General features: G+C 36.8%; 26 protein-coding genes. 14 read left to right on the top strand and 12 right to left on the bottom strand.

Annotated features, from left to right (window positions below; translation table 11 throughout):
* Window positions 1-52 precede the first annotated feature (52 nt).
* The 4 genes from rpsL to M0Q20_RS01850 all read left to right on the top strand — a co-directional run bounded on the left by rpsL (window position 53) and on the right by M0Q20_RS01850 (window position 4,251).
* Window positions 53-427, top strand: coding sequence for a 30S ribosomal protein S12 (rpsL, locus tag M0Q20_RS01865; protein ID WP_295058303.1), 375 nt, complete (start codon window positions 53-55; stop codon window positions 425-427).
* 230 nt (window positions 428-657) lie between these two features.
* Window positions 658-1,125 carry a 30S ribosomal protein S7 gene (gene rpsG, locus M0Q20_RS01860; protein ID WP_295058300.1) on the top strand — a complete coding sequence of 156 codons (468 nt, stop codon included), beginning with the start codon at window positions 658-660 and terminating at the stop codon, window positions 1,123-1,125.
* A gap of 11 nt (window positions 1,126-1,136) precedes the next feature.
* Complete coding sequence (gene fusA / locus M0Q20_RS01855; RefSeq protein WP_295058297.1) at window positions 1,137-3,227, top strand: elongation factor G; 2,091 nt, start codon at window positions 1,137-1,139, stop codon at window positions 3,225-3,227.
* A gap of 358 nt (window positions 3,228-3,585) precedes the next feature.
* On the top strand, window positions 3,586-4,251 hold the full coding sequence (locus M0Q20_RS01850) for a hypothetical protein (RefSeq protein WP_295058294.1): 666 nt from the start codon (window positions 3,586-3,588) through the stop codon (window positions 4,249-4,251).
* Here the strand turns inward: M0Q20_RS01850 and M0Q20_RS01845 are convergent.
* Window positions 4,240-4,959 (bottom strand): arginyltransferase, encoded by a 720-nt coding sequence (locus tag M0Q20_RS01845; RefSeq protein WP_295058291.1) that lies wholly within the window; start codon window positions 4,957-4,959, stop codon window positions 4,240-4,242. The genes M0Q20_RS01850 and M0Q20_RS01845 overlap by 12 nt on opposite strands.
* 42 nt (window positions 4,960-5,001) lie before the next feature.
* Here M0Q20_RS01845 and M0Q20_RS01840 point away from each other — a divergent pair, with 42 nt between their 5' ends.
* Window positions 5,002-5,367 carry a hypothetical protein gene (locus tag M0Q20_RS01840; RefSeq protein WP_295058289.1) on the top strand — a complete coding sequence of 122 codons (366 nt, stop codon included), beginning with the start codon at window positions 5,002-5,004 and terminating at the stop codon, window positions 5,365-5,367.
* On the opposite strand, the gene prfB is transcribed toward M0Q20_RS01840, so the two are convergent.
* Window positions 5,345-6,442, bottom strand: a complete 1,098-nt coding sequence (prfB, locus tag M0Q20_RS01835; protein WP_295058287.1) for a peptide chain release factor 2 — start codon at window positions 6,440-6,442, stop codon at window positions 5,345-5,347. The two genes, M0Q20_RS01840 and prfB, sit on opposite strands and share 23 nt — an antisense overlap.
* A gap of 50 nt (window positions 6,443-6,492) precedes the next feature.
* On the opposite strand from prfB, the gene panC reads away from it, so the two are divergent.
* A complete protein-coding gene (gene panC, locus M0Q20_RS01830; RefSeq protein WP_295058284.1) occupies window positions 6,493-7,314 on the top strand; it encodes a pantoate--beta-alanine ligase in 822 nt (273 codons plus the stop codon).
* On the opposite strand, the gene M0Q20_RS01825 is transcribed toward panC, so the two are convergent.
* The 4 genes from M0Q20_RS01825 to flgB all read right to left on the bottom strand — a co-directional run bounded on the left by M0Q20_RS01825 (window position 7,291) and on the right by flgB (window position 10,412).
* Complete coding sequence (locus M0Q20_RS01825) at window positions 7,291-9,060, bottom strand: penicillin-binding protein 2 (RefSeq protein ID WP_295058280.1); 1,770 nt, start codon at window positions 9,058-9,060, stop codon at window positions 7,291-7,293. The two genes, panC and M0Q20_RS01825, sit on opposite strands and share 24 nt — an antisense overlap.
* 102 nt (window positions 9,061-9,162) lie before the next feature.
* Window positions 9,163-9,462: a flagellar hook-basal body complex protein FliE gene (fliE, locus tag M0Q20_RS01820; RefSeq protein WP_295058277.1), complete on the bottom strand. Its 300-nt coding sequence runs from the start codon at window positions 9,460-9,462 to the stop codon at window positions 9,163-9,165.
* Window positions 9,463-9,476: 14 nt separating this feature from the next.
* Complete coding sequence (gene flgC / locus M0Q20_RS01815) at window positions 9,477-9,971, bottom strand: flagellar basal body rod protein FlgC (protein ID WP_295058274.1); 495 nt, start codon at window positions 9,969-9,971, stop codon at window positions 9,477-9,479.
* Between the two features lie 9 nt (window positions 9,972-9,980).
* Window positions 9,981-10,412 (bottom strand): flagellar basal body rod protein FlgB, encoded by a 432-nt coding sequence (gene flgB / locus M0Q20_RS01810; protein ID WP_295058272.1) that lies wholly within the window; start codon window positions 10,410-10,412, stop codon window positions 9,981-9,983.
* Window positions 10,413-10,670: 258 nt separating this feature from the next.
* Between flgB and M0Q20_RS01805 the strand changes: the two genes are divergently transcribed.
* From M0Q20_RS01805 to M0Q20_RS01795, 3 genes are all read left to right on the top strand, one after another.
* On the top strand, window positions 10,671-11,099 hold the full coding sequence (locus M0Q20_RS01805; protein ID WP_295058270.1) for a type II secretion system protein: 429 nt from the start codon (window positions 10,671-10,673) through the stop codon (window positions 11,097-11,099).
* 100 nt (window positions 11,100-11,199) lie between these two features.
* Window positions 11,200-11,625, top strand: a complete 426-nt coding sequence (locus tag M0Q20_RS01800) for a prepilin-type N-terminal cleavage/methylation domain-containing protein (RefSeq protein ID WP_295058267.1) — start codon at window positions 11,200-11,202, stop codon at window positions 11,623-11,625.
* 68 nt (window positions 11,626-11,693) lie between these two features.
* Window positions 11,694-13,532, top strand: a complete 1,839-nt coding sequence (locus M0Q20_RS01795; RefSeq protein WP_295058264.1) for a primosomal protein N' — start codon at window positions 11,694-11,696, stop codon at window positions 13,530-13,532.
* Here M0Q20_RS01795 and M0Q20_RS01790 read toward each other — a convergent pair.
* A complete protein-coding gene (locus M0Q20_RS01790; RefSeq protein WP_295058260.1) occupies window positions 13,525-14,085 on the bottom strand; it encodes an NUDIX hydrolase in 561 nt (186 codons plus the stop codon). The genes M0Q20_RS01795 and M0Q20_RS01790 overlap by 8 nt on opposite strands.
* Window positions 14,054-15,262 carry a peptidoglycan DD-metalloendopeptidase family protein gene (locus tag M0Q20_RS01785; RefSeq protein ID WP_295058257.1) on the bottom strand — a complete coding sequence of 403 codons (1,209 nt, stop codon included), beginning with the start codon at window positions 15,260-15,262 and terminating at the stop codon, window positions 14,054-14,056. The genes M0Q20_RS01790 and M0Q20_RS01785 overlap by 32 nt, the downstream gene beginning before the upstream one ends.
* A 114-nt stretch (window positions 15,263-15,376) precedes the next feature.
* On the opposite strand from M0Q20_RS01785, the gene M0Q20_RS01780 reads away from it, so the two are divergent.
* Together M0Q20_RS01780 and M0Q20_RS01775 are read left to right on the top strand one after the other, a co-directional pair.
* On the top strand, window positions 15,377-16,174 hold the full coding sequence (locus tag M0Q20_RS01780) for a plasminogen-binding N-terminal domain-containing protein (protein ID WP_295058254.1): 798 nt from the start codon (window positions 15,377-15,379) through the stop codon (window positions 16,172-16,174).
* A 3-nt stretch (window positions 16,175-16,177) separates the two neighbouring features.
* Complete coding sequence (locus M0Q20_RS01775; protein WP_295058251.1) at window positions 16,178-17,563, top strand: FAD-linked oxidase C-terminal domain-containing protein; 1,386 nt, start codon at window positions 16,178-16,180, stop codon at window positions 17,561-17,563.
* Here the strand turns inward: M0Q20_RS01775 and M0Q20_RS01770 are convergent.
* Window positions 17,555-19,393, bottom strand: a complete 1,839-nt coding sequence (locus M0Q20_RS01770; protein ID WP_295058248.1) for a GGDEF domain-containing protein — start codon at window positions 19,391-19,393, stop codon at window positions 17,555-17,557. The genes M0Q20_RS01775 and M0Q20_RS01770 overlap by 9 nt on opposite strands.
* 124 nt (window positions 19,394-19,517) lie before the next feature.
* On the opposite strand from M0Q20_RS01770, the gene M0Q20_RS01765 reads away from it, so the two are divergent.
* Window positions 19,518-20,405, top strand: a complete 888-nt coding sequence (locus M0Q20_RS01765; protein ID WP_295058246.1) for a YihY/virulence factor BrkB family protein — start codon at window positions 19,518-19,520, stop codon at window positions 20,403-20,405.
* Here M0Q20_RS01765 and M0Q20_RS01760 read toward each other — a convergent pair.
* The 3 genes from M0Q20_RS01760 to ispG are packed head-to-tail and all read right to left on the bottom strand — an operon-like array spanning window position 20,289 to window position 24,061.
* Complete coding sequence (locus M0Q20_RS01760; RefSeq protein ID WP_295058242.1) at window positions 20,289-21,551, bottom strand: ComEC/Rec2 family competence protein; 1,263 nt, start codon at window positions 21,549-21,551, stop codon at window positions 20,289-20,291. The genes M0Q20_RS01765 and M0Q20_RS01760 overlap by 117 nt on opposite strands.
* 6 nt (window positions 21,552-21,557) lie before the next feature.
* The gene (locus tag M0Q20_RS01755) at window positions 21,558-23,000 is read right to left on the bottom strand and encodes a replicative DNA helicase (RefSeq protein WP_295058239.1); all 1,443 of its coding nucleotides are present in this window, start codon (window positions 22,998-23,000) and stop codon (window positions 21,558-21,560) included.
* Window positions 23,000-24,061 carry a flavodoxin-dependent (E)-4-hydroxy-3-methylbut-2-enyl-diphosphate synthase gene (ispG, locus tag M0Q20_RS01750; protein WP_295058236.1) on the bottom strand — a complete coding sequence of 354 codons (1,062 nt, stop codon included), beginning with the start codon at window positions 24,059-24,061 and terminating at the stop codon, window positions 23,000-23,002. The genes M0Q20_RS01755 and ispG overlap by 1 nt, the downstream gene beginning before the upstream one ends.
* 167 nt (window positions 24,062-24,228) lie before the next feature.
* On the opposite strand from ispG, the gene M0Q20_RS01745 reads away from it, so the two are divergent.
* Together M0Q20_RS01745 and M0Q20_RS01740 are read left to right on the top strand one after the other, a co-directional pair.
* On the top strand, window positions 24,229-24,492 hold the full coding sequence (locus tag M0Q20_RS01745; RefSeq protein WP_295058233.1) for a hypothetical protein: 264 nt from the start codon (window positions 24,229-24,231) through the stop codon (window positions 24,490-24,492).
* Between the two features lie 402 nt (window positions 24,493-24,894).
* The gene (locus tag M0Q20_RS01740; RefSeq protein ID WP_295058230.1) at window positions 24,895-25,557 is read left to right on the top strand and encodes a hypothetical protein; all 663 of its coding nucleotides are present in this window, start codon (window positions 24,895-24,897) and stop codon (window positions 25,555-25,557) included.
* Window positions 25,558-25,565 lie beyond the last annotated feature (8 nt).

Raw genomic sequence — 25,565 nt, 5'->3', positions numbered from 1 at the left:
CCTAAAAAGAGAGAGTTAAATTCTACTGGAAAAAATTAAGTAAAGGAATTGTATGCCTACAATCAATCAATTGATACGTAAAGAGCGTAAAAAAGTGGTTAAAAATTTAAAATCACCGGCTCTACTATCATGTCCACAGCGTCGCGGTGTTTGTACACGTGTTTACACGACAACACCTAAAAAACCTAACTCGGCTTTGAGAAAAGTTGCAAAAGTTCGTTTAACTTCAGGTTTTGAAGTTATCTCTTACATAGGTGGTGAGGGTCACAACCTTCAAGAGCACTCAATAGTTCTTGTTCGTGGTGGTCGTATTAAAGATTTACCGGGTGTTAAGTATCACATTGTTCGTGGTGCATTAGATACCGCAGGTGTTACAGGTCGTACTGTAGCTCGTTCTAAATACGGAACAAAGCGTCCTAAAAAATAATCTTTGATTATTTTTTAGGTACTGCTATAACATTAAGTACGTAAAACGAACTAGTCTGTTTTACTACGTTAACATTGGGTTTTCTTCAGCAGAAGGCTCACGAAACTAGTTTCGTTTTGGAATTGGTTGGCAAGTATGAAAAAGCTGAATAGTATTCAAGTAGCTACAGGACACTCTAAGTGTTTTGAGTAAATTTGAACAAAAACAAATTGAAGTAAGGAAAATTACAAATGAGAAGAAGAAAAGCTCCTGTTCGTGAAATTATGCCCGATCCGGTTTATGGAAGCAAAGTTTTAACGAAATTTATAAACAAAGTTATGTTTGATGGCAAAAAATCTACAGCTGAGAAGATTATTTACAGTGCAATGGATATCATTAGCGCACGTGGTGAAAAAAGTGGTATAGATACATTTAATGAAGCCATAGAGAACATCAAGCCTATTATTGAAGTAAAAAGTCGCCGTGTTGGTGGTGCTACTTATCAAGTTCCAGTAGAAGTACGTCCGGTACGTCAGCTTTCACTAGCTATTAGATGGTTAGTTGATGCTTCACGTAAAAGAAACGAAAGAACAATGGCTGAGAGATTAGCAAATGAATTGATGGATGCGTCATCTGATAAAGGCAATGCATTTAAGAAAAAAGAAGATACCTATCGTATGGCTGAAGCAAATAAAGCATTTGCTCACTATCGTTGGTAATAGGATAAATTATGGCGAGATCACATAAACTAGAAGACGTAAGAAACATCGGTATTGCTGCTCACATTGATGCAGGTAAAACAACAACGACTGAGAGAATTCTGTTCTATACGGGGCGTGAGCATAAGATGGGGGAAACTCATGAAGGCTCTGCAACTATGGACTGGATGGAGCAAGAGCAAGAGCGTGGTATTACAATTACTTCTGCTGCTACAACTTGTGAGTGGCAAGGTAAGCAAATTAACATTATTGATACTCCGGGTCACGTTGACTTTACCATTGAGGTTGAGCGTTCTATGCGTGTTCTTGATGGTGCTGTTTCAGTATTTTGTGCAGTTGGCGGCGTTCAACCTCAATCTGAGACGGTTTGGAGACAAAGAAATCGTTATGGCGTACCATCAATTGTTTTTGTTAACAAAATGGATAGAACAGGTGCAAATTTTTATGAAGTTGAAGCTCAAATTCGTGACCGCCTAAAAGGTAATCCGGTTCCAATTCAGTTGCCAATCGGTGCTGAAGATGGTTTTTTAGGAGTTGTAGATCTTGTTAAGATGAAAGCTATTGTTTGGGATGTAGATGCTGCAATGGGTTCAAATTACCATGTAGAAGAGATTCCGGCGGATATGCTAGAAAAAGCAAATGAGTATCATGAAAAATTAATTGAATCAATCTCTGAGGTTGACGGTAATGAAGAGCTTGCCGAAAAATACCTAGAGGGCGAAAAGCTTACTGAAGAAGAGATCGTAGCAGGAATAAAAGCTGCGACAATTGGCATGCATATAGTTCCAATGACTACAGGAACAGCATTTAAGAACAAGGGTGTTCAAACACTTCTTGATGCTGTTGTTGCATATCTACCTTCCCCTACAGAGTGTGCTGATATTCGTGGTACAATGATGGATGATGAGACAAAAGAGGTGGTAGTTCCATCAAAAGATGATGGTAAATTCGCATCTTTAGCATTTAAAATAATGACTGACCCATTTGTTGGAACATTAACTTTTATTCGTGTTTACCGTGGTTCAATAGAAGCAGGCTCATTTGTTCATAACTCTACAAAAGATAAAAAAGAGCGTATAGGTCGTATTTTAAAGATGCATGCTGTTAAGCGTGAGGAAGTAAAAGCGATTTATGCAGGTGAAATCGGTGCAGTAGTCGGTCTTAAATATACTACAACAGGTGATACTCTTTGTGATGCCGAAGATAAGGTTATATTAGAGCGTATGACTTTCCCTGAGCCTGTTATCTCTGTTGCAGTTGAGCCAAAAACTAAAGCAGATCAAGAAAAAATGGGTATCGCATTAGCTAAGCTTGCTGCTGAAGACCCATCGTTTAAAGTTCATACAGATGAAGAGACGGGTCAGACAATTATCTCAGGTATGGGAGAGCTACACCTTGAAATTCTTGTTGATCGTATGAAGAGAGAGTTTAAGGTAGAGGCTGAAGTCGGTGCTCCTCAAGTCTCTTACCGTGAAACAATAAAAAAAGAAGTTTCACAAGAGTATAAATACGCTAAGCAATCAGGCGGTCGTGGACAATTTGGGCATGTGTTCCTTAGAATTAAGCCAGGCGAAGCCGGTGCAGGATTTATTTTTCACAATGAGATTAAAGGTGGGGTTATTCCAAAAGAGTATATTCCTGCAGTTGAAAAAGGTTGTTCTGAAACTATGGCCAACGGTGTTCTTGCAGGCTACCCTATGGAAGATATTGAAATCACTCTTTATGATGGTTCATACCATGAGGTCGATTCAAATGAGATGGCATTTAAACTTGCAGCATCAATGGGCTTTAAAGAGGGTTGTAGAAAAGCAAGCCCTGCAATCTTAGAGCCGATGATGAAAGTTGAAGTTGAAGTTCCGGAAGAGTACATGGGTGATGTTATCGGTGACCTTAACCGTCGCCGTGGACAAGTAAATGCAATGGGTGATAGAAGCGGAAACAAAATTGTTGATGCTTTCGTCCCGTTGGCTGAGATGTTTGGTTACTCAACCGATCTTCGTTCTGCTACTCAAGGACGAGCTACATACTCTATGGAATTTGATCACTATGAAGAAGTTCCAAAAAATGTATCTGAAGAGATAATTAAAAAGAGAAACGGCTAATTCCTTATTATCTTGCCTCCTTTGGGAGGTATTATCTACCTCCTTCTACAAAAAAATCTAAATTTTACGATTTATTAGCACTATTTCTATTTTTTATATAAAATATAAACTTAACAATCACTCTTAAGGACACTATTACTATATAAACTAAAGATGTCCAAAGTAGAGGATGCAAAAAATTCCCTTGCTGCATAATTGAGTCGATTCTTTGCAGAGGCGAATGCAAAAGGTCTGAGTGCTGTAAAACCGATAGCACCAACAAGATTGAGAAGAAGTAAATTAGTTCAATTTTTATTTTTTTAATCATGATGCAATTATATCTAGTATAATTAAAAAAATAAAAAAGTCAGGTAGAAAAATGAAAAACTTTATACTTATAACTCTACTCTCCTTGATTCTCTCTGCTCAAAATCCTACTATATACTCTCAGCTTGGTGATCAGATTTATAATAATGCTCAAGCGATACATAAACTAAAAGATATAGATAAATTTTCCCAATATAAAAAAGAGATACAAGAGTATATCAAAGATGTCAATAGCACAAAGCTAAATGGATTTGCGATAGAGTTAGGGGACAAAAGTATAGATAATTTAGAGTACTTGCAGAAGTTAAGAGAGTTGTCAAAAAAAGATATAAATTTTACAAGAATCGCTAAAAATAGTTTTCAAGAGGCTATTAAAGAGGGCAATAGTAGGCTTTTTGCAGAAATTTTAAATTCCGGCATAATTAAAATTGATGACTATAAGGATGAGATTTTTGAATTTTACTCCCTGTTTAAAGATGAGATTTTTCTATCAGATGAAGTAATGTCATTTATACAAAGCGAGTTAGAAAAACAAAAGAGCAAGCAAGAAGCTAAAGGAGCGGCAAGAAAAGAAGAGACTCAAGCGCAAAGAATAAAATGGCTCAGAGAAAAAGATAGAGCAAAAGAGCAGAAGATAAAAGAACTTTTAGAAGAGGAGCTTCTTAAGAAAAAAAGAGAGATAAGAGAGCATCAAAAGGAGGAGCTTTTAGGTAACTAGCCATTTTGGCTCTTCATATATACTCGGTCTGCCATCAAGGGTTTTATATGGTTTATAGTGAGATTTATAAGATAGAGAGGGACACTCTTTAACATAGTAACCTAGATAGATCCACCTTTTGTTGCTTCTTTTTGCAAACATTATCTGATTATATAAAGAGAGCTTACCTAGAGAGTAGCCTCTATACTCAGGGTCATAATAGAAATAGATGGAGGATACTCCGTCATCTAGCACATCGATTAAGTCAACTCCTATAAGTTTCTCTTCATGAAAGTATAAAACCTCGTAACCGAAATCATTTGGAGCATCTACAAAAGAGGCGTAGTAGCTTTGTGCAGATGAAGGTGAGTAGTCCCAATTTTTTTTCTCGCCCATAAAGAGATGATACTTTTCAAAGAGTGCCAAGTGTGTCTTGCTTATGGTTGGTCTTTGTATGTAGCTTTTAATCTCTGCGGCTTTTCTTATAACTCGTCTTTGCGAGGAAGAAAATTTAAAATTTTGCACATCTATTTTTATGCTTTTGCACTCATCACATGAAGAGCATATCGGTCTAAAGAACATTCTACCAAATCTTCTATAGCCGCGCTCAATCAAATCTTGGCAATGAGCAGTAGAGCACTCCTCGATGAGTTTGTAGTGAGTGGTTTGATTTTTATCGGATAAATATGAGCATTTATCGTTGACTTTAAACTCTTTAAGTATATTCATACTGGAAGTTTGACATAATTAATATTAGAAAAAGGTATATAAATGAAAGAGATATTTAAAAAGTATAAAACTGTTATTTTTAGGACAGTCGGTGCAATAATGCTTTTAATTGGGTTTGTTCTATATTTCTGGGTTACTCCAAAAGAGGTTATGAGTGAAAACGAAATAGCAGCGGCAAATGTTGCAAGGATGGAGGCAAGTGTTCGCGGTAACTTCGCGCCTTCAAAACAGAGTTCAAAGCCTGATACTTCAAAGTTTCTAGAGAAGCTTAAAAATGCACAAAAAGCGCAAATTCAGTACTTAACTATACTAAGCATGGTTTTTGGAGTTCTTTTTTTAGGCTACAGTTTTATCTCAAAACCTAAGAGCGATTCTCTAAAAAAATCTACGAGCGATTTTGAGAAATAAGCACATCCTCTATAATTTTATCTATATTGCCGTCAAGTATTTCAGTGACGTTTGAGTATGCTACACCGCTTCTTGTATCTTTAATCTGCTGATAGGGTTGCATAACGTAAGAGCGTATCTGATGACCCCAACCTATCTCACTTTTTGCTATGCCGTCTGCTTCTGCTTTTTGATTTTCAAGCTCTAGTTCATAGAGTCTTGACTTTAGCATCTTCATGGCAGTAGCTCTGTTTTTATGCTGACTTCTATCATTTTGACACTGCACAACTATACCGGTTTGTATATGGGTTATTCTAATAGCTGATTCAGTTTTGTTTACATGCTGACCTCCGGCACCGCTTGAGCGGTATGTGTCAACACGAATATCTTTATCTTCAATCTCTATATTTATATCATCATCAACTTCAGGCGAGACCATCACAGAGCTAAAGGAGGTGTGTCTTTTTGCATTAGAGTCAAAAGGCGATATACGAACAAGCCTATGAATACCGTTTTCTACTTTGAGATATCCATAGGCATTTTCACCCTTGATAAGCAAGGAGACATCTTTTATGCCTGCCTCATCACCTGCTTGATAATCAAGTAGCTCAATGCTCCATCCCCGAAGCTCTGCAAATCTTTTATACATCCTAAGAAGCATAGATGCCCAGTCTTGAGACTCTGTTCCGCCTGCTCCGGGGTGAATAGATAAAATCGCATTATTTGCATCCATCTCTTGGCTTAGGAGCACTTCTATCTCCATAGCTCGTATGAAATCCTCAAGCTTTTGGGCACTCTCAAAACAGTCACTTATAGACTCCTCATCGCCCTCTTCTTTAGCCATCTCATAGAGTTCTTTGGCATCTTGAAGTTCATTTTTAGCAACACTATATTTTTTAAGTTTTCGCTCGCATTGAGTTTTTTCCTTTTGAACTACTGCTGCATTAGAGGCATCATCCCAAAAATCTTGTCTATTTTCAAGCTCTGTAATCTCATCTAAGCGAGCTTGAAGCTTATGAGGCTCAACTACATCAGTAATGTTGTCCATTTTATTAGAGAGGTTTTTTAAAAGTTCTGTATATTCATAATTATCCATAAATCAATCCAATAGTGTATAATTTCGATTATATTAAATTGAGGCTTAAAATGAAGATTATTTCTAGTCCGGCAGAGTTAAAAAATTATCTTGTAGGTATGAACCAAAGTATTGGTTTCATCCCTACAATGGGCGCACTTCATGAGGGGCATATTGCACTTATAAAAAAAGCAAAAGAGCAAAATGAGATAGTTGTAGTCTCACTATTTTTAAATCCTACGCAGTTTTTAAAAGATGAGGATTTAGAAAAATATCCGAAAAAGGATGAAGCTGATAAAAAGATATGTGAGTTAAGCGGTGTTGATATTATGTTCTTTCCTCAAGTAAGCGATATGTACGGAGTTGATGAGGTCTCTGTTTTGGCTCCAAAAATAAGAGGCTATGTTTTAGAGGGAGAGAGCAGACCAGGGCATTTTAACGGTGTTTTAACAGTTGTTATGAAGCTTTTAAACATAGTAAAACCGACAAGAGCCTATTTTGGCAAAAAAGATGCACAGCAGCTAAATCTTATCTCCTTAATGGTCAAACAACTTTTTATGGATGTGGAGATAGTCCCTGTCGATACCGTACGTGAAAAGGATGGACTCGCACTTAGTAGTAGAAATGTCTATTTGAACAAGGATGAGAGAGTAGAAGCGCTTAAAATAGCATCATCTTTGCGCAGAGCAAGTGCTATGGTAAGTAAAGGAGTCCTTAACTCTGAGGAGATAACTACTGCAATGAGGGAGACTTTGGCACCGTTAGAAATTTTTTATGTAGAGGTTTTAGACCGTCAATTTAACCGACTCTCGCATGTAGAGATAGCAAATACAGTTATTTTGGTTGAGGTAAAGGTGGGAACTACTAGACTACTTGACAATATTTGGCTTTAGGTGGCTCTCTTCGACTAAAGTATTTACAATATTTTTAAAGACGGGTACAGCTGTTTGAGAGGCAAATTGGCTCTTTTTTGGACGAATGACGATTACTCCGATTGTGTATCTTTCTGTTTTGTCGTTTGCAAAGCCGATAAAGGCAGTATTGTACTCATTAACATACTTTTTCCCCTCAACTATATGCGCAGTTCCTGTTTTGCCCCCGATCTCTAAACCGGCAGTTTTTGCTTTTATGCCCGTTCCTTCATCTACAGTTTTTATTAAAATCTTTTTCATCCTATGCGCAGTTGAACTTTTTATGACTTGAGTCTGCTCATGTTGAGGAATAACTATCTCTCTGCCGCGATTATCGATAAAACGGTCAACTATTTTTGGAGTAACCATCCGGCCGTTGTTGTTAAAGACGCTATATGCACGAATAAGCTGCATGAGATTTGCATGCATTCCGTACCCATATGAGCATGTTGCCTTATAAATCTCATTTTCTAACTGCATAATATGAGGAATAGAGCCGGTTCTTTCATAGACAAGATCGGGCGTTGATTTAGATGCGAAGCCAAAATCAAGCAGACCTTGATTAAACTGGACACCGGATAGCCTTTGCGCAAGTTGAGCTATTCCTATATTTGATGAGTGCACAATTACATTCTCAGCAGAGAGCCAGTCAAATTTATGCTCATCGGTTATAACCTTTCTCCCAATTTTATAGCGTCCGTTATGCCCATTTACTAAATCATATGGATTAACAACTCCTTTATCTAAAAGAAGTGCAAAAACTATACTCTTTATAACGCTTCCCGGCTCAAAGCTATACTCTGTCATGGCACTGTTTAGAGAAGGGTAGTCGCTCTTTTTTATAGCTTTTGGAAGATATCTATTTGAGCTTGCCATGGTAATTATGTTGCCATTTTTTGTATCCATTACAGCAGTTATTATCTCTTTTGCATCAAGTTCAACTTTCATCTTATCAAGCATCTTCTCAATTCGTAGTTGAAGGCTAACGGGTATATTTAGTTTTACATCAAGACCTTTTATCTCAGGTTTTGTAAAACTATCTTTGTTTAAGATTATATAGCCGTTTACATCTCTTGGCCCTTGACTTAGCTCATCTTGCTTTGCTTGAAGCTCATTCTCAAACTTTTTCTCTATACCCTTGATACCTTTTATATAGGTATAGCCATCATCTTCAGCTTTTTGCGGGTAGCCTATTATAGGGGTTAAAAGATTGTTGTATGGATACTCTCTGCTCTCTCCGCTCTCGATGATATTTAAGCCATGAAGGGATGTTTTTCCTGTGATTGGATTTTTTATTTCCATAAAAACATTAAGACGTCTTAGCTCATAAGCGAGTTGCTTGAGATATTGAGCCTGCTTTTGTTCTACATTATAACTAAGGACTACAACACCTTTTTGCTTACTTATCTTCTCTCTTATCTCTTTTGCGTCAATACCTGAGTAAATACTAAAGAGCTCTATAAAAAGTTCTCTTTTTTTAGGGTCTATGTAGTGAGTATTTACAACAGCTTTGTAGAGTTTTACAGTGGATGCTATATGAAAGCCGTCAGCACTTATGATTGAGCCTCTAGTTGCTTTAGAGCTCTCTTTTGTATAGAGCGAGGGGAGGTCACGTGGCTTTAGTGTTGCAATAAGCATCACAAACAGAAATAGTAAAAAACCCAGCACAATTAGGGAGTATAAGATAAATATTTTTTTACTTTTGTTTTCTCTGTTTTGGTTATTCATATTTTATGCTGTCTTAATTTTTAGTGGATTATAGCATTTTATGATAATGATGCATGTTAAGGTTTTTTGAGCAGAGCAGAGATTTAGTTTTATAAAACGGTTTTAGAGTTGAGTTCTGCCAAGCTCTTTATATGCGTTGAGTGCTTTGTTGCGAATTTCAAGCATAAGCTTCATGCTAGTTTCTGCTTTTCCAATGGCAAGTGCGGCTTGATGTAAATCTTTTACCTGCCCTGTTGCTATATCTCCAACAGCTTTGTCGCCTTTTTCTTGAAGCTCATTTACTTCATTTATAGCAGATTTTAGGGTATCGGCAAAATCTTCTCCACCATTTCCCTCTATCTTGCTCTTTTGTTTTAACAGTTCGGCGGAAGATACGCCTGAAATATTCTCAATACTACTCATAATTTACCTCTATGTTATTGCAATAGTGAAATTGCACTGTTTGCCATGTTTTTAGAACTCTCAAAAGCGGCGACATTCGCCTGATAACTTCTAGTTGCTTCTACTAAATCGGCCATTTCTATAACAGGATTAATATTTGGATAAGCGACATAGCCGTTTGCGTCAGCATCTGGGTGTGCCGGATCAAATTTTAGTTTAGGTTCTCTGTCATCTCGCGAAATTTTATCAACTATAACGCTCATTATAGCAGGATTGACCTTTTTACCAAATTCACCCTCATTTAGCGGGTCTTGATACTGTGCGCTATCCGTCATGCCCTCTACTGCCTGATTGAACTGCTCATTAAAGTTGATAGCTTTAAAAACTACCTCTTTTCTTCTGTATGGCCCGCCCTCTTCAGTTCTAGTAGTCTGTGCATTTGCTATATTTTGAGAGATTGTGTTTACTCTTACTCTTTGAGCTGAGAGCCCGTAACCGCTAATATCAAAACTGCTTAAAAAATTTGACATATTCTATCCTTAACTAACTTTTGAAGATGAGTCTATAACACTCTTGAAAATATCTGAGTTTTTCTTCATGGCACCAATAAGAGCATTAAACATAATGGAGTTTTTACTCATCTCTGTAGTCTCTACATCCAAGTCCACGCTATTGCCGTCATTTCTTGCCATGTGACCGTCTCTAAAAAATGTTTTAGCTCTTGAAGAGCTACTCTCATCAGCTAAGGGGAGATGAGCACTATCTGTCTGAGCCATCTGTAGCTTTAAAGAGCCTTGGTTTTGAATCTTTGCGCTCTCGTTTGCCAGTGCATCTTCAAATCGTATATCTCTTGGTCTATAGTAAGGAGTATCGGCATTTGCAATGTTTGAGGATATCATATCTTGACGAATAGCCCTGTAGTCAAGTGCTTTTGCTGCAAGATGGTGTGAAGCAGATATCTCAATGCTCATGTAAACTCCTTTTTTAAATTTAAACGATGTCGGAAGTAATTCCGCCATCTACGCTAGCCGCTAAGGCACTGAAGCTTGACACTTTCGTGTCAGAATTTGGTTTATTGCATAACCTAAACTTGTAAGTAACACAAAACAAGCAATTAAAGTTCCAATATGCATTTTAAATCTCTTAAGCAATAATTAATCATAGATACTTCATAATGTTTGCCAAGGTTACAAGAGTAACCCAAATTTTTGTTTATACAAGGAGTTCTTATGAAAAGAGCCGGTTTTACTATGATTGAGTTGATATTTGTTATCGTTATTTTAGGTATTTTAGCAGCTGTTGCTATTCCAAGACTTGCTGCGACTCGTGATGATGCAAAAGCAACTGCGGCGATGGCAAATTGGAAGAATGCTGTAAATCAGATTCAATCTACTGCTACTGCTACTGGAGCTGTCCCTGATTTGACTACTCTTATTGATGGAAGTGATACATTAGCAGTTACTGGTACAACTATAACTGCTCAAATAGAAAGTGGTGGTGCTACAAGTACTTGTGCTATAGGTACAGTTGCAACTGATGCAAATGGAAGTACATTAACTATTTCTGGTGTAGATACATCTGGTACTGGTCCATGTGTATTATTTGAAACAGTAACAGAAGGCGCTATACAGTTAACAGGTTCTAGCGTAACTCGTTAATATTTTCTCGTTCCCAAGCTTTACTTGGGAACAGATAGATAAAAGTAGTTATTTTTAAGTTATTTTAGAATAGTTTTAAAGTTATTACGTAAGGTTTTTTATGAGATTTTCTCGCGGTTTTACTATGATAGAGATGGTTTTTGTTATCGTAGTTCTTGGTATTTTAGCCGCTATTGCTATTCCTAGACTTGCAGCAACAAGAACGGATGCAGAGATAAGTAAAGGTCGTGCAGATGTTGCTTCTGTTCGTTCGGGCATTATTAGTGAGAGACAGAGCAGGATAATACAGGGCGATTCTGACTGGATTACAGCTGCCAACTTGGATAACGGCGGTTTGTTTGGCGGTGTTCTTATGTACCCTGTAGCAAATGAGCCTGGAGTAAATGGTAAATGGAGCGCTGAGGCCGGAAGCGGAACATATGTCTTTAGGGCAGGAAATGTGGATACAACTTTTACTTATAATCCAGCAAGTGGAACTTTTACTTGTGTTGCTGGTAACGGCAACTGTAACATTCTTGTCAATTAAATCTATTTAGATTAAAAATCTGCACAAAGTTGCAGCGACTCTCTTTTTATATTGGACAACCTAAAATTTTGTATTACTATAGCATAGCACTTCTCAACTCTCCTCTAGAACCTTTTACATATCAAAGCCCTGATATTATTGAACTTGGCACAAAAGTAAAAGTACAGGTTAGAAACAGAGAAATTGACGGGGTTTTGCTAGCTACATGTGAAGAGCCAGATTTTAAAACTAGTGAAATTTTAGAAGCTTATAACTTTATATATGTGCCAAAACAGCTCGCTCTTGCAAAGTTTATCTCATCTTACTACATCTGTTCACTTGCTGAGGCACTGGGATTGATGACTCCTTATGCAAAAGAGAGTGTTGATGCCTCGTTTGAGTTTAAAGACATAGATATAAACCTATCGCAAAAGCAAAAAGATGCGCTTAAGTTTTTAAAAGAGCATAAAGTCTCTCTCCTTTTTGGAGATACCGGAAGCGGAAAGACAGAGATTTATATGCGTTATTTTGAGGAGATGATGCAAAAGAAGAAGCGTTCTATTTTTCTTATGCCGGAAATCTCACTTACTCCTCAAATGAGTCAAAGACTCCATTGTCACTTTGGAGATGCGGTTGTTATGTGGCACTCAAAACTTACCCCAAAACAGAAAAAAGAGGCACTTGCAAAGATTTATAATGGAAGTGCAAAGATAATCGCAGGTCCTCGTTCGGCTCTTTTTTTGCCCATAAAAGATTTAGGTCTGATTGTAGTAGATGAGGAACATGATGATAGTTATAAATCATCTTCAAGACCGCGCTACAACGCAAGAGATATAGCTATATATATGGGAAAACTTTACGGAGCTAGTGTTGTTTTAGGGAGTGCCACCCCAAGCCTTACTACTTATGTAAAATTTCCTCATGTACGGCTTAAGGGTGGATATTTTGCTTCAAAAAAAGAGTTTGTTTATGAGCGTTCTATCGAAAAACTATCGCCGATGATACTTGAGAGTCTCAAAGAGGCACTAAAGGCAAAAGAGCAGGCTATACTTTTTCTTCCGACCCGTGCAAACTTCAAGTATCTCATATGCGCTGATTGCGGACATACCTATAAATGTCAATTTTGCAGTGTAGGTATGAGCATACATCAAAAAACACGCTCTCTAAGTTGTCACTACTGTAACTTTGCTCAAGCTATCCCTCAAGTTTGTTCAGAGTGTAACTCACCTAATCTTGTAAGCTCAAGACTCGGAACAGCCGAGGTTGTAAAAGATATAAATAGTGAGTTTAAAGAAGCTGTGGTAGAGCAGTTTGACAGAGATGTTATTACTACGGCAAATAAACTAAAACGCGCTCTCAAGAGCTTTAATGATAAAGAGATAGATATACTTGTAGGAACTCAGATGATTAGCAAGGGGCACGATTATCATGGTGTCTCTTTGGCTGTTGTTATGGGGCTTGACAATATGCTTAACATGAGTGACTACAGAGCAAGAGAAAAAGCACTCTCAACACTTATCCAAGTAGCGGGAAGAAGCGGACGAAAAGATAGTGCAAGAGTTTTAGTTCAAACATTTAATCAAGATTTTTTTAATACTTATATCGATAAATATGAGGATTTTTTAGAAGAGGAGAAAGAGTATAGAAAAGAGCTATATCCGCCATATAAAAAGTTGTGCCGTATTCTATTTTGGCATAAAAACGGCATTAAAGCTCAGGATGAGATGAAGAGCTCTTTAGAGTGTCTGCAAAAATTTTCCAACATCGAGGTAGTAGGATTTGGAAAGTGCGCTATTGAGAGAGTTGCAGATAAGTATAGATTTGAGATACTTCTGCGCTCAGATAAAAGTACTGATATTATCAGAGCGGTTTTAGCATGTAAAACACCTATTGCCGAGATAGATATGGACCCTATAGAGTTTACTTAGCCGAATCAAAAAACCAATAAAATGCCATCATAACGCCAGTGGTCTTTTGGTACCCCTCATCAAACATAAATGCTCTTGCATTTTTTGTCGGAATATAGACTACTTCTATATCTTCATCATCCAATCCTCCTCCATCGTCTATCTTCATGGAGTCATCACAAGTTGCATAGTATATAGTTTGAAAAGTTCCAGAGATTCCGACACTTGTGTAAAAAGAGCTAATTTTTTGCAGACTCTCTAGAGGTATATCATAACCGCACTCCTCTAACACTTCCTCTTTTGCAATTTGTGCATTGCTCATATTTTTATCTACTATTCCGGCACAGAGTTCGTACATCATCGGGTTATTTGGATTTTTATTTAAAACAGTTGCGCGCATCTGCTTTACAAGTACAAAAGCATCTTTTTGGCTATGCCATAGTAAAACGGCAACACTATCATGTGTCAAAACTGCTTCCCACTTCCTCTGAACTCCCCCAATAGAGTAGTCTATTAAAATCGGTTTTATAAAATTAGGTTCTCTAAGAGCTTGAATCCGGTTTATCTTGTACACAATACTCTCCATTGTAGAAATAGCAGATAGATTGAGAAGTAGATACTCTTGCATACTTTGTCTCATTGGCAATATGCAGAGCTATGCTCTCATCATAATTAGATTTTAGTTTTAAAAATGCACTTTTTTCTGCACCTGATAATTTTTTGGTAGCAACTTGAACAACTCTTAGAGGGTCAATAGCTCGACCGTTACTATAGAGTCCAAAATGAAGATGTGGACCGGTAGAGAGACCCGTGCTTCCTACATAACCTATAATCTGCCCTTTTTTTACATAAGAACCTTTTCTTATCCCTTTTCTAAATGAGCTTTGATGAGCATAAAGAGTCATGTATCCGTCACTATGCTGTATTTTAATCATCTTTCCATAGCCTCTTGTACGACCCATATAGACAACTCTTCCACTTCCTGCAGCCGCAATTGGAGTACCGCGAGAAGCAGCGTAATCAACACCTAGGTGAGCACGATATTTTTTTAAAATAGGGTGATATCTTCTTTTTGTAAATTTTGAGGATATTCTAGCGCTTCTAACAGGATTTCCAAGTAAAAACCCTTCTACCTCTTTTGCATCTTCATTATAAAATCTACCGTCATCATTTAAATAGATATAGTGTTTCTTACCTCTCATCTCTATCATGGCAGCTTTTAGAGTAGGCATGGAGAAAGGTTTTCCAAGTCTATACTTCTGCTCATATATCATAGCAAGCGTATCGCCTTTTCTTAAGTCTCTTTTGAAGTCTAGAGAGTGTTTAAAGCTTGATACAAAAATGGTCGCAAGTTTTGTAGAGCCGGTCTCTCTTATGATGTCTAGATATGGAGAGTGCTTTATTTTAAGAGTAAATGCTTCAACTCTTGTTTCACTTATAATCGGTACTGTTTCAAAAAGATACTCTGAGTTATGTTTGTATATATGAATTTGTAGTTCATCGTTAAGCGGTATAAAAATCTGGTCAATATTGTTGTTTTTATCTCTTGAGATCTGATAGTGAACGCCTGAATATATCTCCTCGGTGAGTTGTTGTTCATCTTCATCTAAATTATAGTAAAGATGTTTTAGAGGAAGATTGTTTTTCTCTAAAAAGTCAAGGTATGTCTCCCCGTTACTCCAGCGAAATGTTTCAACTTGTGCCGCAAACAGCGGTATAGTGAATAAAAAAAGTATAAAAAATCGTATCATATATATAACCATAAATATAAAATTTTAAAAATAATTTTAAAACTCTAACAAAATTTGCCTTAGTATGAGGTTTGTTTGCTATAATCGCACTATATTATTTACAAAGTAGTGAAAATGAAATATCTGTTTATGCTTTTTATTATAGCCTTAGAGCTTTTTGGAGTTGTTGTAAAGTCTCCCGTAGTGGGAATAAACGAAGATGCAACAGAAGTTACAATCAATATTGAAAAAATTGATGTCGGAGTGAGCGGTTTTATTGTTCATGGGATAGACTCAGAGCATACGACAATTTTAAAAAATGCCGTAGTTAAGAGTTTTGATGAGCAGAATAAAACTGCTAAAGTTACAATAAGTGAGTTTAGTGGACTTAGCAGTAGTGCTCTGCCAAGCGGAAAATGGAGTGTGAAGGTCGGAGATACTGCTGTTTTAGCTTTTGGATATACAAGAGGACTTTTAATCGCTCCAAACGAGGAGATATACTACAAAATTACGAAAAGCTCTAAACTTCAGTGGATACATCCAGATATTTTTGCGACTATTTTATCATTTAATGGGCATCCGACACCGCTTAGAAGTGATTTTGAGGAGATGAGCTCTAGCACTTCGGTTGGTCTTGTTTTTATCTATTTAGATGAGAGAGTCTATACGCTTGATGCAAAGAGTTTTAAAATACTTGCTACTACTGAGGCAAAGCTTGAGCAAAAAGAGGTAAATCTACCTTTTCACACAAGAGTGCAAAAGATTAGTGCAAATTGGTGGGGAGAGGGAAGCAGTGAGCTAGAAGAGTATGAGCCTCACTACTATGAGCTTATGATAAAAGCAAACCCTAACAACAGAGAACTTTACGATGCGGTAAAGAGTGGCGGTAAAAAATTGCAAGATTTAGTAGAAGAATTTGATATTAAAGGGTAGATAATGATTGATGCAAAACATTTGACATATTTTAAAGAAGTTGTTGGAGATGAGAATATCTATAGTGACAAAGCTCATCTGCTAGCCTACTCTTATGATGCAACAAGAGAGCGTTTTGAACCTGATGCGATTATTTTTCCAAGAGATGAAGATGATATAAGTAAAATTTTAAAGTACTGCAATGAGCATAAAATAGTTATAGTTCCTCGCGGTGCAGGAAGCGGTTTTACAGGCGGAGCACTTCCAAGCAGCGGCGGAATTGTTCTGGCGTTTGAGAAGCATATGAACAAAATTCTTGAGATTGATATGAAAAATATGGTCGCAATAGTTCAACCCGGTGTGATAAATATGGACCTGCAGCGTGCAGTAGAAGAGGTGGGGCTCTTCTACCCGCCCGACCCCGCAAGTCAAGAGTACTCAAGTATCGGCGGAAATGTGAGTGAAAATGCAGGCGGTATGCGCGCCGCTAAGTATGGAATCACAAAAGATTATGTAATGGCAACACGTGCAGTGCTTCCAAACGGCGATATTATTAAAGCAGGAAAAAGGACTATTAAAGATGTAGCAGGTTATAACATCAGCGGTATTTTAATAGCAAGCGAAGGAACTTTGGCTGTACTTAGTGAGATAACTCTAAGACTTATCCCAAAACCAAAGATGACAAAAACCGCAATGGGAATCTTTAGCAGTGTTAATGAAGCTATGAATGCCGTATATAAGACAATGGCAAGCGGTATAACGCCTGTTGCTATGGAGTTTTTGGATAATTTGACTATCCGCGCAGTTGAGCAGACGTTTAACAAAGGACTCCCTGTTGATGCAGGCGCTCTTTTGGTAACTGATGTAGATGGGAACTTAGAGGTAGATCTTGATTTTCAGCTCTCCCAGATTGAGAAGGTCTTTAAAGAGAATGGTTGCTATGAGTTTAAAATTGCAAAAGATAAAGATGAGGCAGCCGATCTCTGGTTTGCAAGACGTAACGCTTCACCCGCACTAAGTGTTTATGGAAGCAAAAAATTAAATGAAGATGTAACCGTTCCACGCTCAGCTTTGCCTGAACTTTTAGAGAAGTTTTATGCAATAGCGGATAAGTACAACGTCAAAATTCCATGTTTTGGGCATACGGGAGATGGAAATGTTCATACGAATGTAATGGTGGATGGAAAAGACCCTGAGCAGGTAAAAATTGCATATCAGGCTATAGAAGAAGTTTTTCAAGCGACCATTGATTTGGGTGGAACTCTAAGCGGTGAACATGGCATAGGGCTAGCAAAAGCGCCTTACATGTCAATGGCGTTTACTCCCGAAGAGATGGCACTTTTTAAAGCTATCAAGATGGCATTTGATCCAAATAATATTTTAAACCCATCAAAGATGGGATTAGAATGAGGTTTTCATCTTCTCATCTTTGATTAGGCTCTGATCAAAACATACGACTTGATTTCTACCATGCTCTTTTGCATGGTATAGAGAAATATCCGCATATTTAATACACTTCCAGATACTATCGCTATCATCCGGAAACATAACCGCTCCGACGCTAAGTGTTTTACTAAAAGTCTCAGAACCGGCACTTATCTTCTGTTTGGCAAAATTTGTACGAATTTTTTCTGCAACCTCTTTTATATACGCCTTATCGCAGTTATGCAGAAGTACTATAAACTCTTCACCGCCAAATCTAACGGCAATATCTGAGGAGCGGATTGACTCCTTGATTACTCTTGAGACTACTCTTATCGCTTCATCTCCCACATCATGTCCATATGTATCGTTAATCATCTTGAAAAAGTCTATATCAATCATCAAAACTCCATATGGGATATTACTTCTTAATGCTTGTGGAATTGCTGTCTCTGCAAACTCATCAAGGTATTTACGATTGAACATTCCGGTTAGCTGATCTACTCTAGCCATTTTGTTTAGTATCTGCATAAGTTTTTTACTGACAATTGCAGGTCTTGCCGTAGCTATATAATCTTCTATCAAGCCGGCTAGTTTTCTAACCCTGAGGCTCTCCTCTTTATCTTGTGTAACTACAGAAATTATAAGGTTTAACTCATTTGAGATTGAGAAAGGAAGACATAGATACTCTAAATTGGGCTTATGAAACTTACTGCATGTCTCATCAAAGATTGTTGAATCAACTATGCTGTTTATTCTGTCTGCTCTGCACTCTCCATCAGCCAAATCACAGTGACAGCCGTTTACGCTGTAAACAACTTTCTTAATGCCGCTAAGTGCATCTGCTTCTATGATAGTAAAGTCACTGAGCTTAAATTTTGTTTTAAAGACATATGCTAATCTATCGTATATATCTTCTAATTTTTCATCATGCTCAATCGTCTGTTTAAATTTATAGATTTCTGAGAGCTTATCTATGGTGTCATTAATATTTACAAGCGGGTCATGAGATACCTCTTTGTTTTTGTTTTGAACAAAAATATATACTTTTTTGTCAATCTCATCAAATACTTTTTGAAGTTTCTCAAGGAGGGAGTTGAGCATATTTGCAACAGATTTGCTCTCCTCAAGCTCTCCTCCATCAACCCTTTTTGAGTAGTTACCGCTATACGCAGCCATCATGACATCTCTGATGGAGTAAAAAATATTAATATATGGTTTTAGAAATTTATTTACCACTAGGAGTACCGCTGCCATAATAAGTAGAGCCAAAAGTGCAGTATATCCCACTGTAGTAAAACTGCTTCCCCTAATATCGCTAATGTCAATTACCATACTTATAGCTCCAAGGACCTCTCCTTCTTTGGCATCATGGCAAGACATGCAGTTTGTGTCGCCAAATGAGGAGGCTTTATATGGTATAGTCATACGTATTGTACTTTTAACGGCAGTCTCAATAATCTCTTGTTCTGTTTTTCCGCTTGCGAGTACTTTTTTGTCTATTTTGTCTCGGGCAATCTCGTTATTAAAACCTTCTCCATACTGTTTAATTACTGTCGGTGCTCTAGCAACCCAGAGGGCAGAAATATTTTCAATATTTTCTATATGATTTAAGAAATAGAGCCGCTTATCCATTATGCCGTTAACCATATGTGAGGTTAGACCGCTCTTTACAACTTCAGCAGTCAGCATGGCTCTTTTTTGAGCACTCTCTATGCCGAAGTTTCTAAAACTAAGTGAAACAATTATAATCATCGATATAAAAAATACCAAAAAGAGTCCGGATAGAATCAATGTGATTTTTTGCCTTGTGCCCATTGTAGCAACCTTTGTTCTTTTGTGTTGTGTTAAAATATAATTTTTGCTTATTATAACACAGAGATAAAAAAAATAAGTGATGATGTGTCATAATAAAGTTATCAATTTGCCAAAAGGGTGTTTTTTGTTTCAAATAATTAAAAAAATCTATAAATATATAAGACTTTTCGTAATCTCATTTATAGATAGAGACCTTACTTTTTATGCGGCAAGTCTTAGTTTCTATACAATTTTTACACTAATTCCGCTTCTGCTAATTATGCTTACCGTCTTTACCTCTATGCCGAGTTTTTCAGGGTATTATGAGAAGATTCAAGAGTTTATGTTCTCAAACATAATGCCGGTAAACTCAGACTCGTTAATGAAATATATAAACGGTTTTTTACAAAACTCCGTAGAGATGAGCATGATAAGTTTTGTGGTGGTGATTGTCTCTTCCCTTCTGTTTTTTCAAAATTTTGAATATATTGCAAATAAGATTTTTCATGTAAAAAAAAGAGGTTTTTGGGAGTCTGTGACAACTTTTTGGACGCTTCTTACCTTAACGCCTATAGGTCTTGGAGTCTCTTTTTATATAACCGGATATGTCGCCTCTTTGATGTCAGGTAGTGAATATACATCCGGTATCAATATTCTTCCTTATGTTCCCTATCTCATTATATGGGCGCTCTTTTTTCTAATATTTCAAATTTCGGCAAATACAAAAATCAATACAAAAGCCTCACTAATAAGCTCATTTATTACTTCCATCGCTTTTAGCATTGCCAAAAACGGCTTTATCTACTATGTCTTTTATAACAAAGCATATGCAACGATATATGGCTCTTTTTCTATCGTTATGTTTCTGTTCTTATGGATTTATGTATCGTGGATTATATTTGTATATGGACTAAAGCTATGCTACATGATAAATCGCGTATATGAAAAGAGACAAAGCAAAGCCCAGAAGCAACCTCATGCAGAGCCTGTTAAAAATAGCTCCAAAGGAGAGGAGGAGATAGAGAAAAAATAGATATTGATTAAGTGTTATTAAAACTCCATCCTCTCCCAGCTTTAAAAGCCATAGCAAAGCGGGGTCAAAAATATCTCCAAACCCGACTATATGAAGAAGTATACTTAGCGGATAGAAGAGAGTAAAGAGTGTTGTCCATAAAATAGAGAGCGGATGGTAGATACTGAAATTTTCAAAAATTGCCAAAGAGAAGGGAAGCATTAAAAGATATACCCAAACCGGCAGAAGTATAAATTGCCAAACTTTGCTTAAGTGCTTAAAGTGAATTAAAAATAAAAATATATAAAAAACCCCGCTTGCCGAGAGCCAAAAACCAAGAGAGAAGAGTAGGCGGGGAAAGAGTGCTAAAAGAAGCAAGATTGTTAAAAACAGAGTCTGCATTGAGATTATCTTTATCCCTCTGTCATAAAGAATAAAACCGACAACAAGCATACCAAAAGCCCGAATCAGCGATGGCGGCGAATCTAAAAAGAGCATATATGTAAAAAGAGCAAGACCAACAAGCATAAAAAGGTCAAACTTAGAGTTTCTGTATGGGAAAAATCTATCCTGAAAAAAGCCATAAAGAGGACGCATGATAAAAAACAAAATAGCACTTAGTACACCTAGATGAAAACCGCTTATTGCAAGAAGGTGTGATACGCCCAGCGTTGAGAAGATTTTTTGCAACTCTATATCCAGCGGGGTTGCCGTGTAGAGTGCTTGATATATATTTTGAGGCTCTTTTTCTTTATGCATGGAGGAGATATAATCGTTAAGGTTTTGTTTTGTGCTACTTGTACTCTTTATCTCTGTGATTTTACTGTATCCGTAAAAGGTAGTGAGGTATTTGTAGAAGTTTAAATCTTTAGGCCAGATTTCAATCTCTACCTCTTGGTTTTTTAAATCTTGTAGGGATTTTTTGGCTGTTGTGTAAAAAATGAGATTGTCTTTGCTTTTTAGTTTTAGTACTTGATACTCTCTGTTGTTTTTACTTTTGGTGTACTGTTTTAAAACGGTAGCATCAAGAAGAGCCGAGTCAAAATTTGTAAATTTTTTATAGTTTATATACTCTAGAGAGAGTGAAAAAATAAGGATAAAAGAGACAATAGAGATAAGAAATAAAGAGTCGCGTTTTGAAGCAAAAAGCGAGACTCTCTCTATCATCTTTTATCAAAGAGGCGGCATAGATACTGAATCATTTCCAATGTCAATATTTGCAGAGCGCATATCTACATTTTCAAAAACTGTCTCTATCCCTTTTTTCCCATCAACAAATTTTGTTAGTTTTTTCTGGAAAATAAGCTTTACATGCCCTGTTGGACCGTTTCTCTGTTTTCCAATAATTATTTCGGCATCCTCTTCCTCTTTTTCGATATAGGTTGGAATGAACTCTTTGCCTTCTGCTTTTGCCGCTTTTTCACGCTCTTTCTCCTCCTTGTAGAGGTAGACGTCATCACGGTAAACAAAGAGGATAATATCGGCATCTTGCTCGATTGAGCCGGACTCACGAATATCGCTTAACATAGGGCGTTTGTCGTTTCTAGACTCTAATCCACGGTTAAGCTGAGAGAGCGCAACTATGGGCATATTGAGCTCACGTGCGAGCATTTTTAGCCCGCGGGAGATTTCTGAAACCTGTAGGTGTCTATCTTGATTTCCGACTCCTTGCATAATTTGAAGGTAATCAATTACCGCTATCTCAATCTCTGGATGCTGATTTTTGAGTTTTCTTAGTTTTGAGCGGAGTTGGTTTATATTTATACTTCCTTGATCATCGACAAAAAGTTTTGCATGATTCATCTTATCAATTGCTCCGTTTAACGAACTCCACTGATCATCATTCATATCTCCTACGCGGAGTTTTTGAAGAGGAATAGATGTCTGAATAGATAGAAGCCTTAGCATAAGCTGTTCAGCAGGCATCTCAAGCGAGAAAAATGCAACGCCTTTATCTTGAGATATAAGAGAGTTTACGGTATTTAATACAAAAGATGTCTTGCCCATGGCAGGGCGAGCGGCAATTATTACCAAGTCCCCTTTGCCAAACCCCGTAGTCATCTTGTTTAGCTCATGAAAGCCTGTGTCAACACCGACTAAGACGCTGTTGCCTCTAGCTTTCATCTCTTTGATGTACTCCATGGTGTCATATGTCATCTTAGGGGAGTCTTTGAAGTCGCTTGTCTGATTCTCTTGAGTTATTTCATAGAGTTTTTTCTCTACAATATCGACAACTTCGGCAGATGGAAGCTCTTCTTCTACCGTTACTCTCTTAATCTCGGTTGTAAGTGTTAAGAGATGGCGTTTAAGAGATTTGTCTTTTATCTCATCAACATAAGCTTTGGTGTTTGATATAGGGTTTGCTGAGAGAATTTCAAGCATAACGCTCTCATCAAATTTTTTCATCTTAAGGAGCTCTTTTTTGATAAACTCCTCATCAATGGGCTGATCTTTTTGTAGAAGAAGAGTCATGGCTTTAAAGATATCTTGATGAGCAGGAAGGTAAAAATCATCCTTCTTTAGAGTAACACTTAGTTCGTCAAACTGGCTCGGTTCAAAAACAATTGAGCTTAAAATGCTTCTCTCAAAAGCTAAATTATATAAATTTTCTTGCATTAGTGCGTATCCTTAGCCATTTTTTCTACCTCTTGTACAAATCTATCTACAAGTTCACTCTCATCAAGGTTTGCAACAACCTCGCCCTTTACCATAACAAGTCCCTTTCCTTTGCCATAAGCGATAGCGACATCTGCATGAGCGGCTTCTCCTATGGCATTTACGACGCACCCCATAACAGAGACGTTAAGAGGCGCTTTTATATGTGTAGTACGTCTCTCTATCTCGCCAACTGCCGTTACAAGGTCCGCCTCAATACGTCCGCAAGTCGGACATGAGATTATGTTTAGACCATCTTTTGCCGCACCGCTATCTTTTAGAATTGCACGCGCAACATTTATCTCCTCCTCTAGCTCTCCGGTTATACTCACTCGCATTGTATCGCCGATTCCATCAAGCAGAAGTGCGCCAAGACCTATTGAGCTTTTAACGGTTGCATGAAAGAGTGTTCCGGCCTCTGTTACTCCAAGATGAAAAGGGTAGCTGTTTTTAGGACGCAACATTCTGTAGGCATCGACTGTTCTTTGAACGTCGCTTGCTTTTAGTGAGATTTTAATATCATCAAAACCCAAATCTTCTAAAAACTTGATGTTGTACTCGGCGGATGCTACCATCCCCTCTGCGGTTTGTCCATATCTGCTTAAAAACTCTTTCTCCAAGCTTCCGGCATTTACACCGATGCGAATAGGGATATTTCTTGCTTGACAAGCTTTTACAACCTCTTTGACACGCTCTTTTGAGCCTATATTGCCCGGATTTATGCGAATGCAGTCTACGACCTCTGCGGCTACGAGGGCTAAACGGTGGTTAAAGTGGATGTCTGCTACAAGCGGAAGCGAGATCTGCTCTTTTATACTCTTTAGAGCAAGTGCATCTTCCATCTCCGGAACTGCAACACGCACTATGTCGCACCCTGCAAAATAAAGACGCTTTATCTGCTCGACGGTAGTAGTTATATCCGAAGTTTTTGAAAATGTCATAGATTGCACACTTATAGGTGCGTCACCGCCAACAGCAACATCACCTACAAAAATTTGCTTAGTTTTTACTCTTTTTATCATAAAGAGATTTTATCTCTTTTGGTATAAAAGAGTGCTTTATTTATTTTCACATGTTTTAAACATGTGAAAAATAGAAGGGGTTAAAATTTGAAAGTGAGGTTTGTGTAGGCAAATTTTAATAGCATTGTAATTATAAACATTTATAGTATAATCAGGATAAATTTCATATGATTTATCTTATAAATATTAAGAGAGTTACAAAAGATGCTTTTTCTACAAAATTGCCGACATATGGTCAAAAGAGGATAATCATGTCTGCAATAATCACAAATATTATAAAAATTTTAAATGATAATCAAAACTTGATAATACATTGTTATAAAAGCAGAGATGATTTGAGTTGTATTTCTGAAAAATTAGTAGATAAGATAAATGCTTATTTAAAAACAAAATCAGATGATGAAGCAAACCAAAAAGATCTCATCAGGTAGGCTATTAGAAAAGCACATGAACTGCATGAAAATGACATTATATTTTTTAAAAACAACTCTATCTTTATAAAACTTTTCGATACTTCTAAAGTTAAGGTTATTCGTGAAGAGGAGAGAGGAACAATTGCAAGTAGATATAATGGACTTGATGAAGAAGAACTAAAACTATTTTACGATAATTTTTGTAGCGCAAAAGAGAGTGATGATTTTTATCGTGAAGCTGCAAGAGAGTTTGTCAATACTTATTTAATTGACAAAAAGTTAGATAATGAAACTTATGAAAAATATGTTTTTCAATATATTCAATCAATAATAAATGACAAACTAACTTCAAGATATGACAAAAATGATATCTTTTTCAAAGGATTTTCAGGATATGTTTTTAGGGTGCACTTTGAAGAGATGTTTGAACATATTGCACATTTTATACTTTTTGAAGTAAGCATGTTAAATAAACAGATTATAAGTTTTTTAAACTACTACTCTTTAGATATTATAGTCGTTAACGGTAAAAAATATAAAGTTCCTCAAATCAAAGCAGAGAGCGGCTTAAGATGGAGTGTTGTTTCAATGATGTCTATTGTAAAAATCTACAACAAAGTTGCACTCTCCATAGAGCAGATTAATTTTAAAAGAGAACTTTTACAAAAGAAACTTTGTGAATTTAACATAGGAGAACTCTCTCCTATGGAACATAACAATATGATAAATAAAAATATAGCTAAAACTATATCAGAAATAAACGCTACCATAAGAAGAGAGAACACGATTAGAGATGTGTTGAATATATCAAAAAATGATGATGAGAGAAAAAAACTCAAAGAGGATATGAAAAATATTAAGAATGAACTACAAACTTTAGCAGATAACAAAAAGAAGCTAAGCGAAAAACTTATAAAACAGCAAGCTTTAATAGAGTTCAACAATATTAAAAAAGATGAAGATTCTCTTAAAAGACAACAAAAAAGAGATGAAAAAATTTTACAACAGAATGAAGAAGCATATTTATCAATAAAAACTTCGCTTGTCAAAGCGTTAATATCAAAAAAACAATATTTACAATAAAATTATCA

It is taken from the genome of Sulfurimonas sp. (genome assembly GCF_023229025.1).
Lineage (GTDB): Bacteria > Campylobacterota > Campylobacteria > Campylobacterales > Sulfurimonadaceae > Sulfurimonas.
Note: the sequence above shows the minus strand (reverse complement) of the source record. Positions and strands in the feature narration are given on the sequence as shown.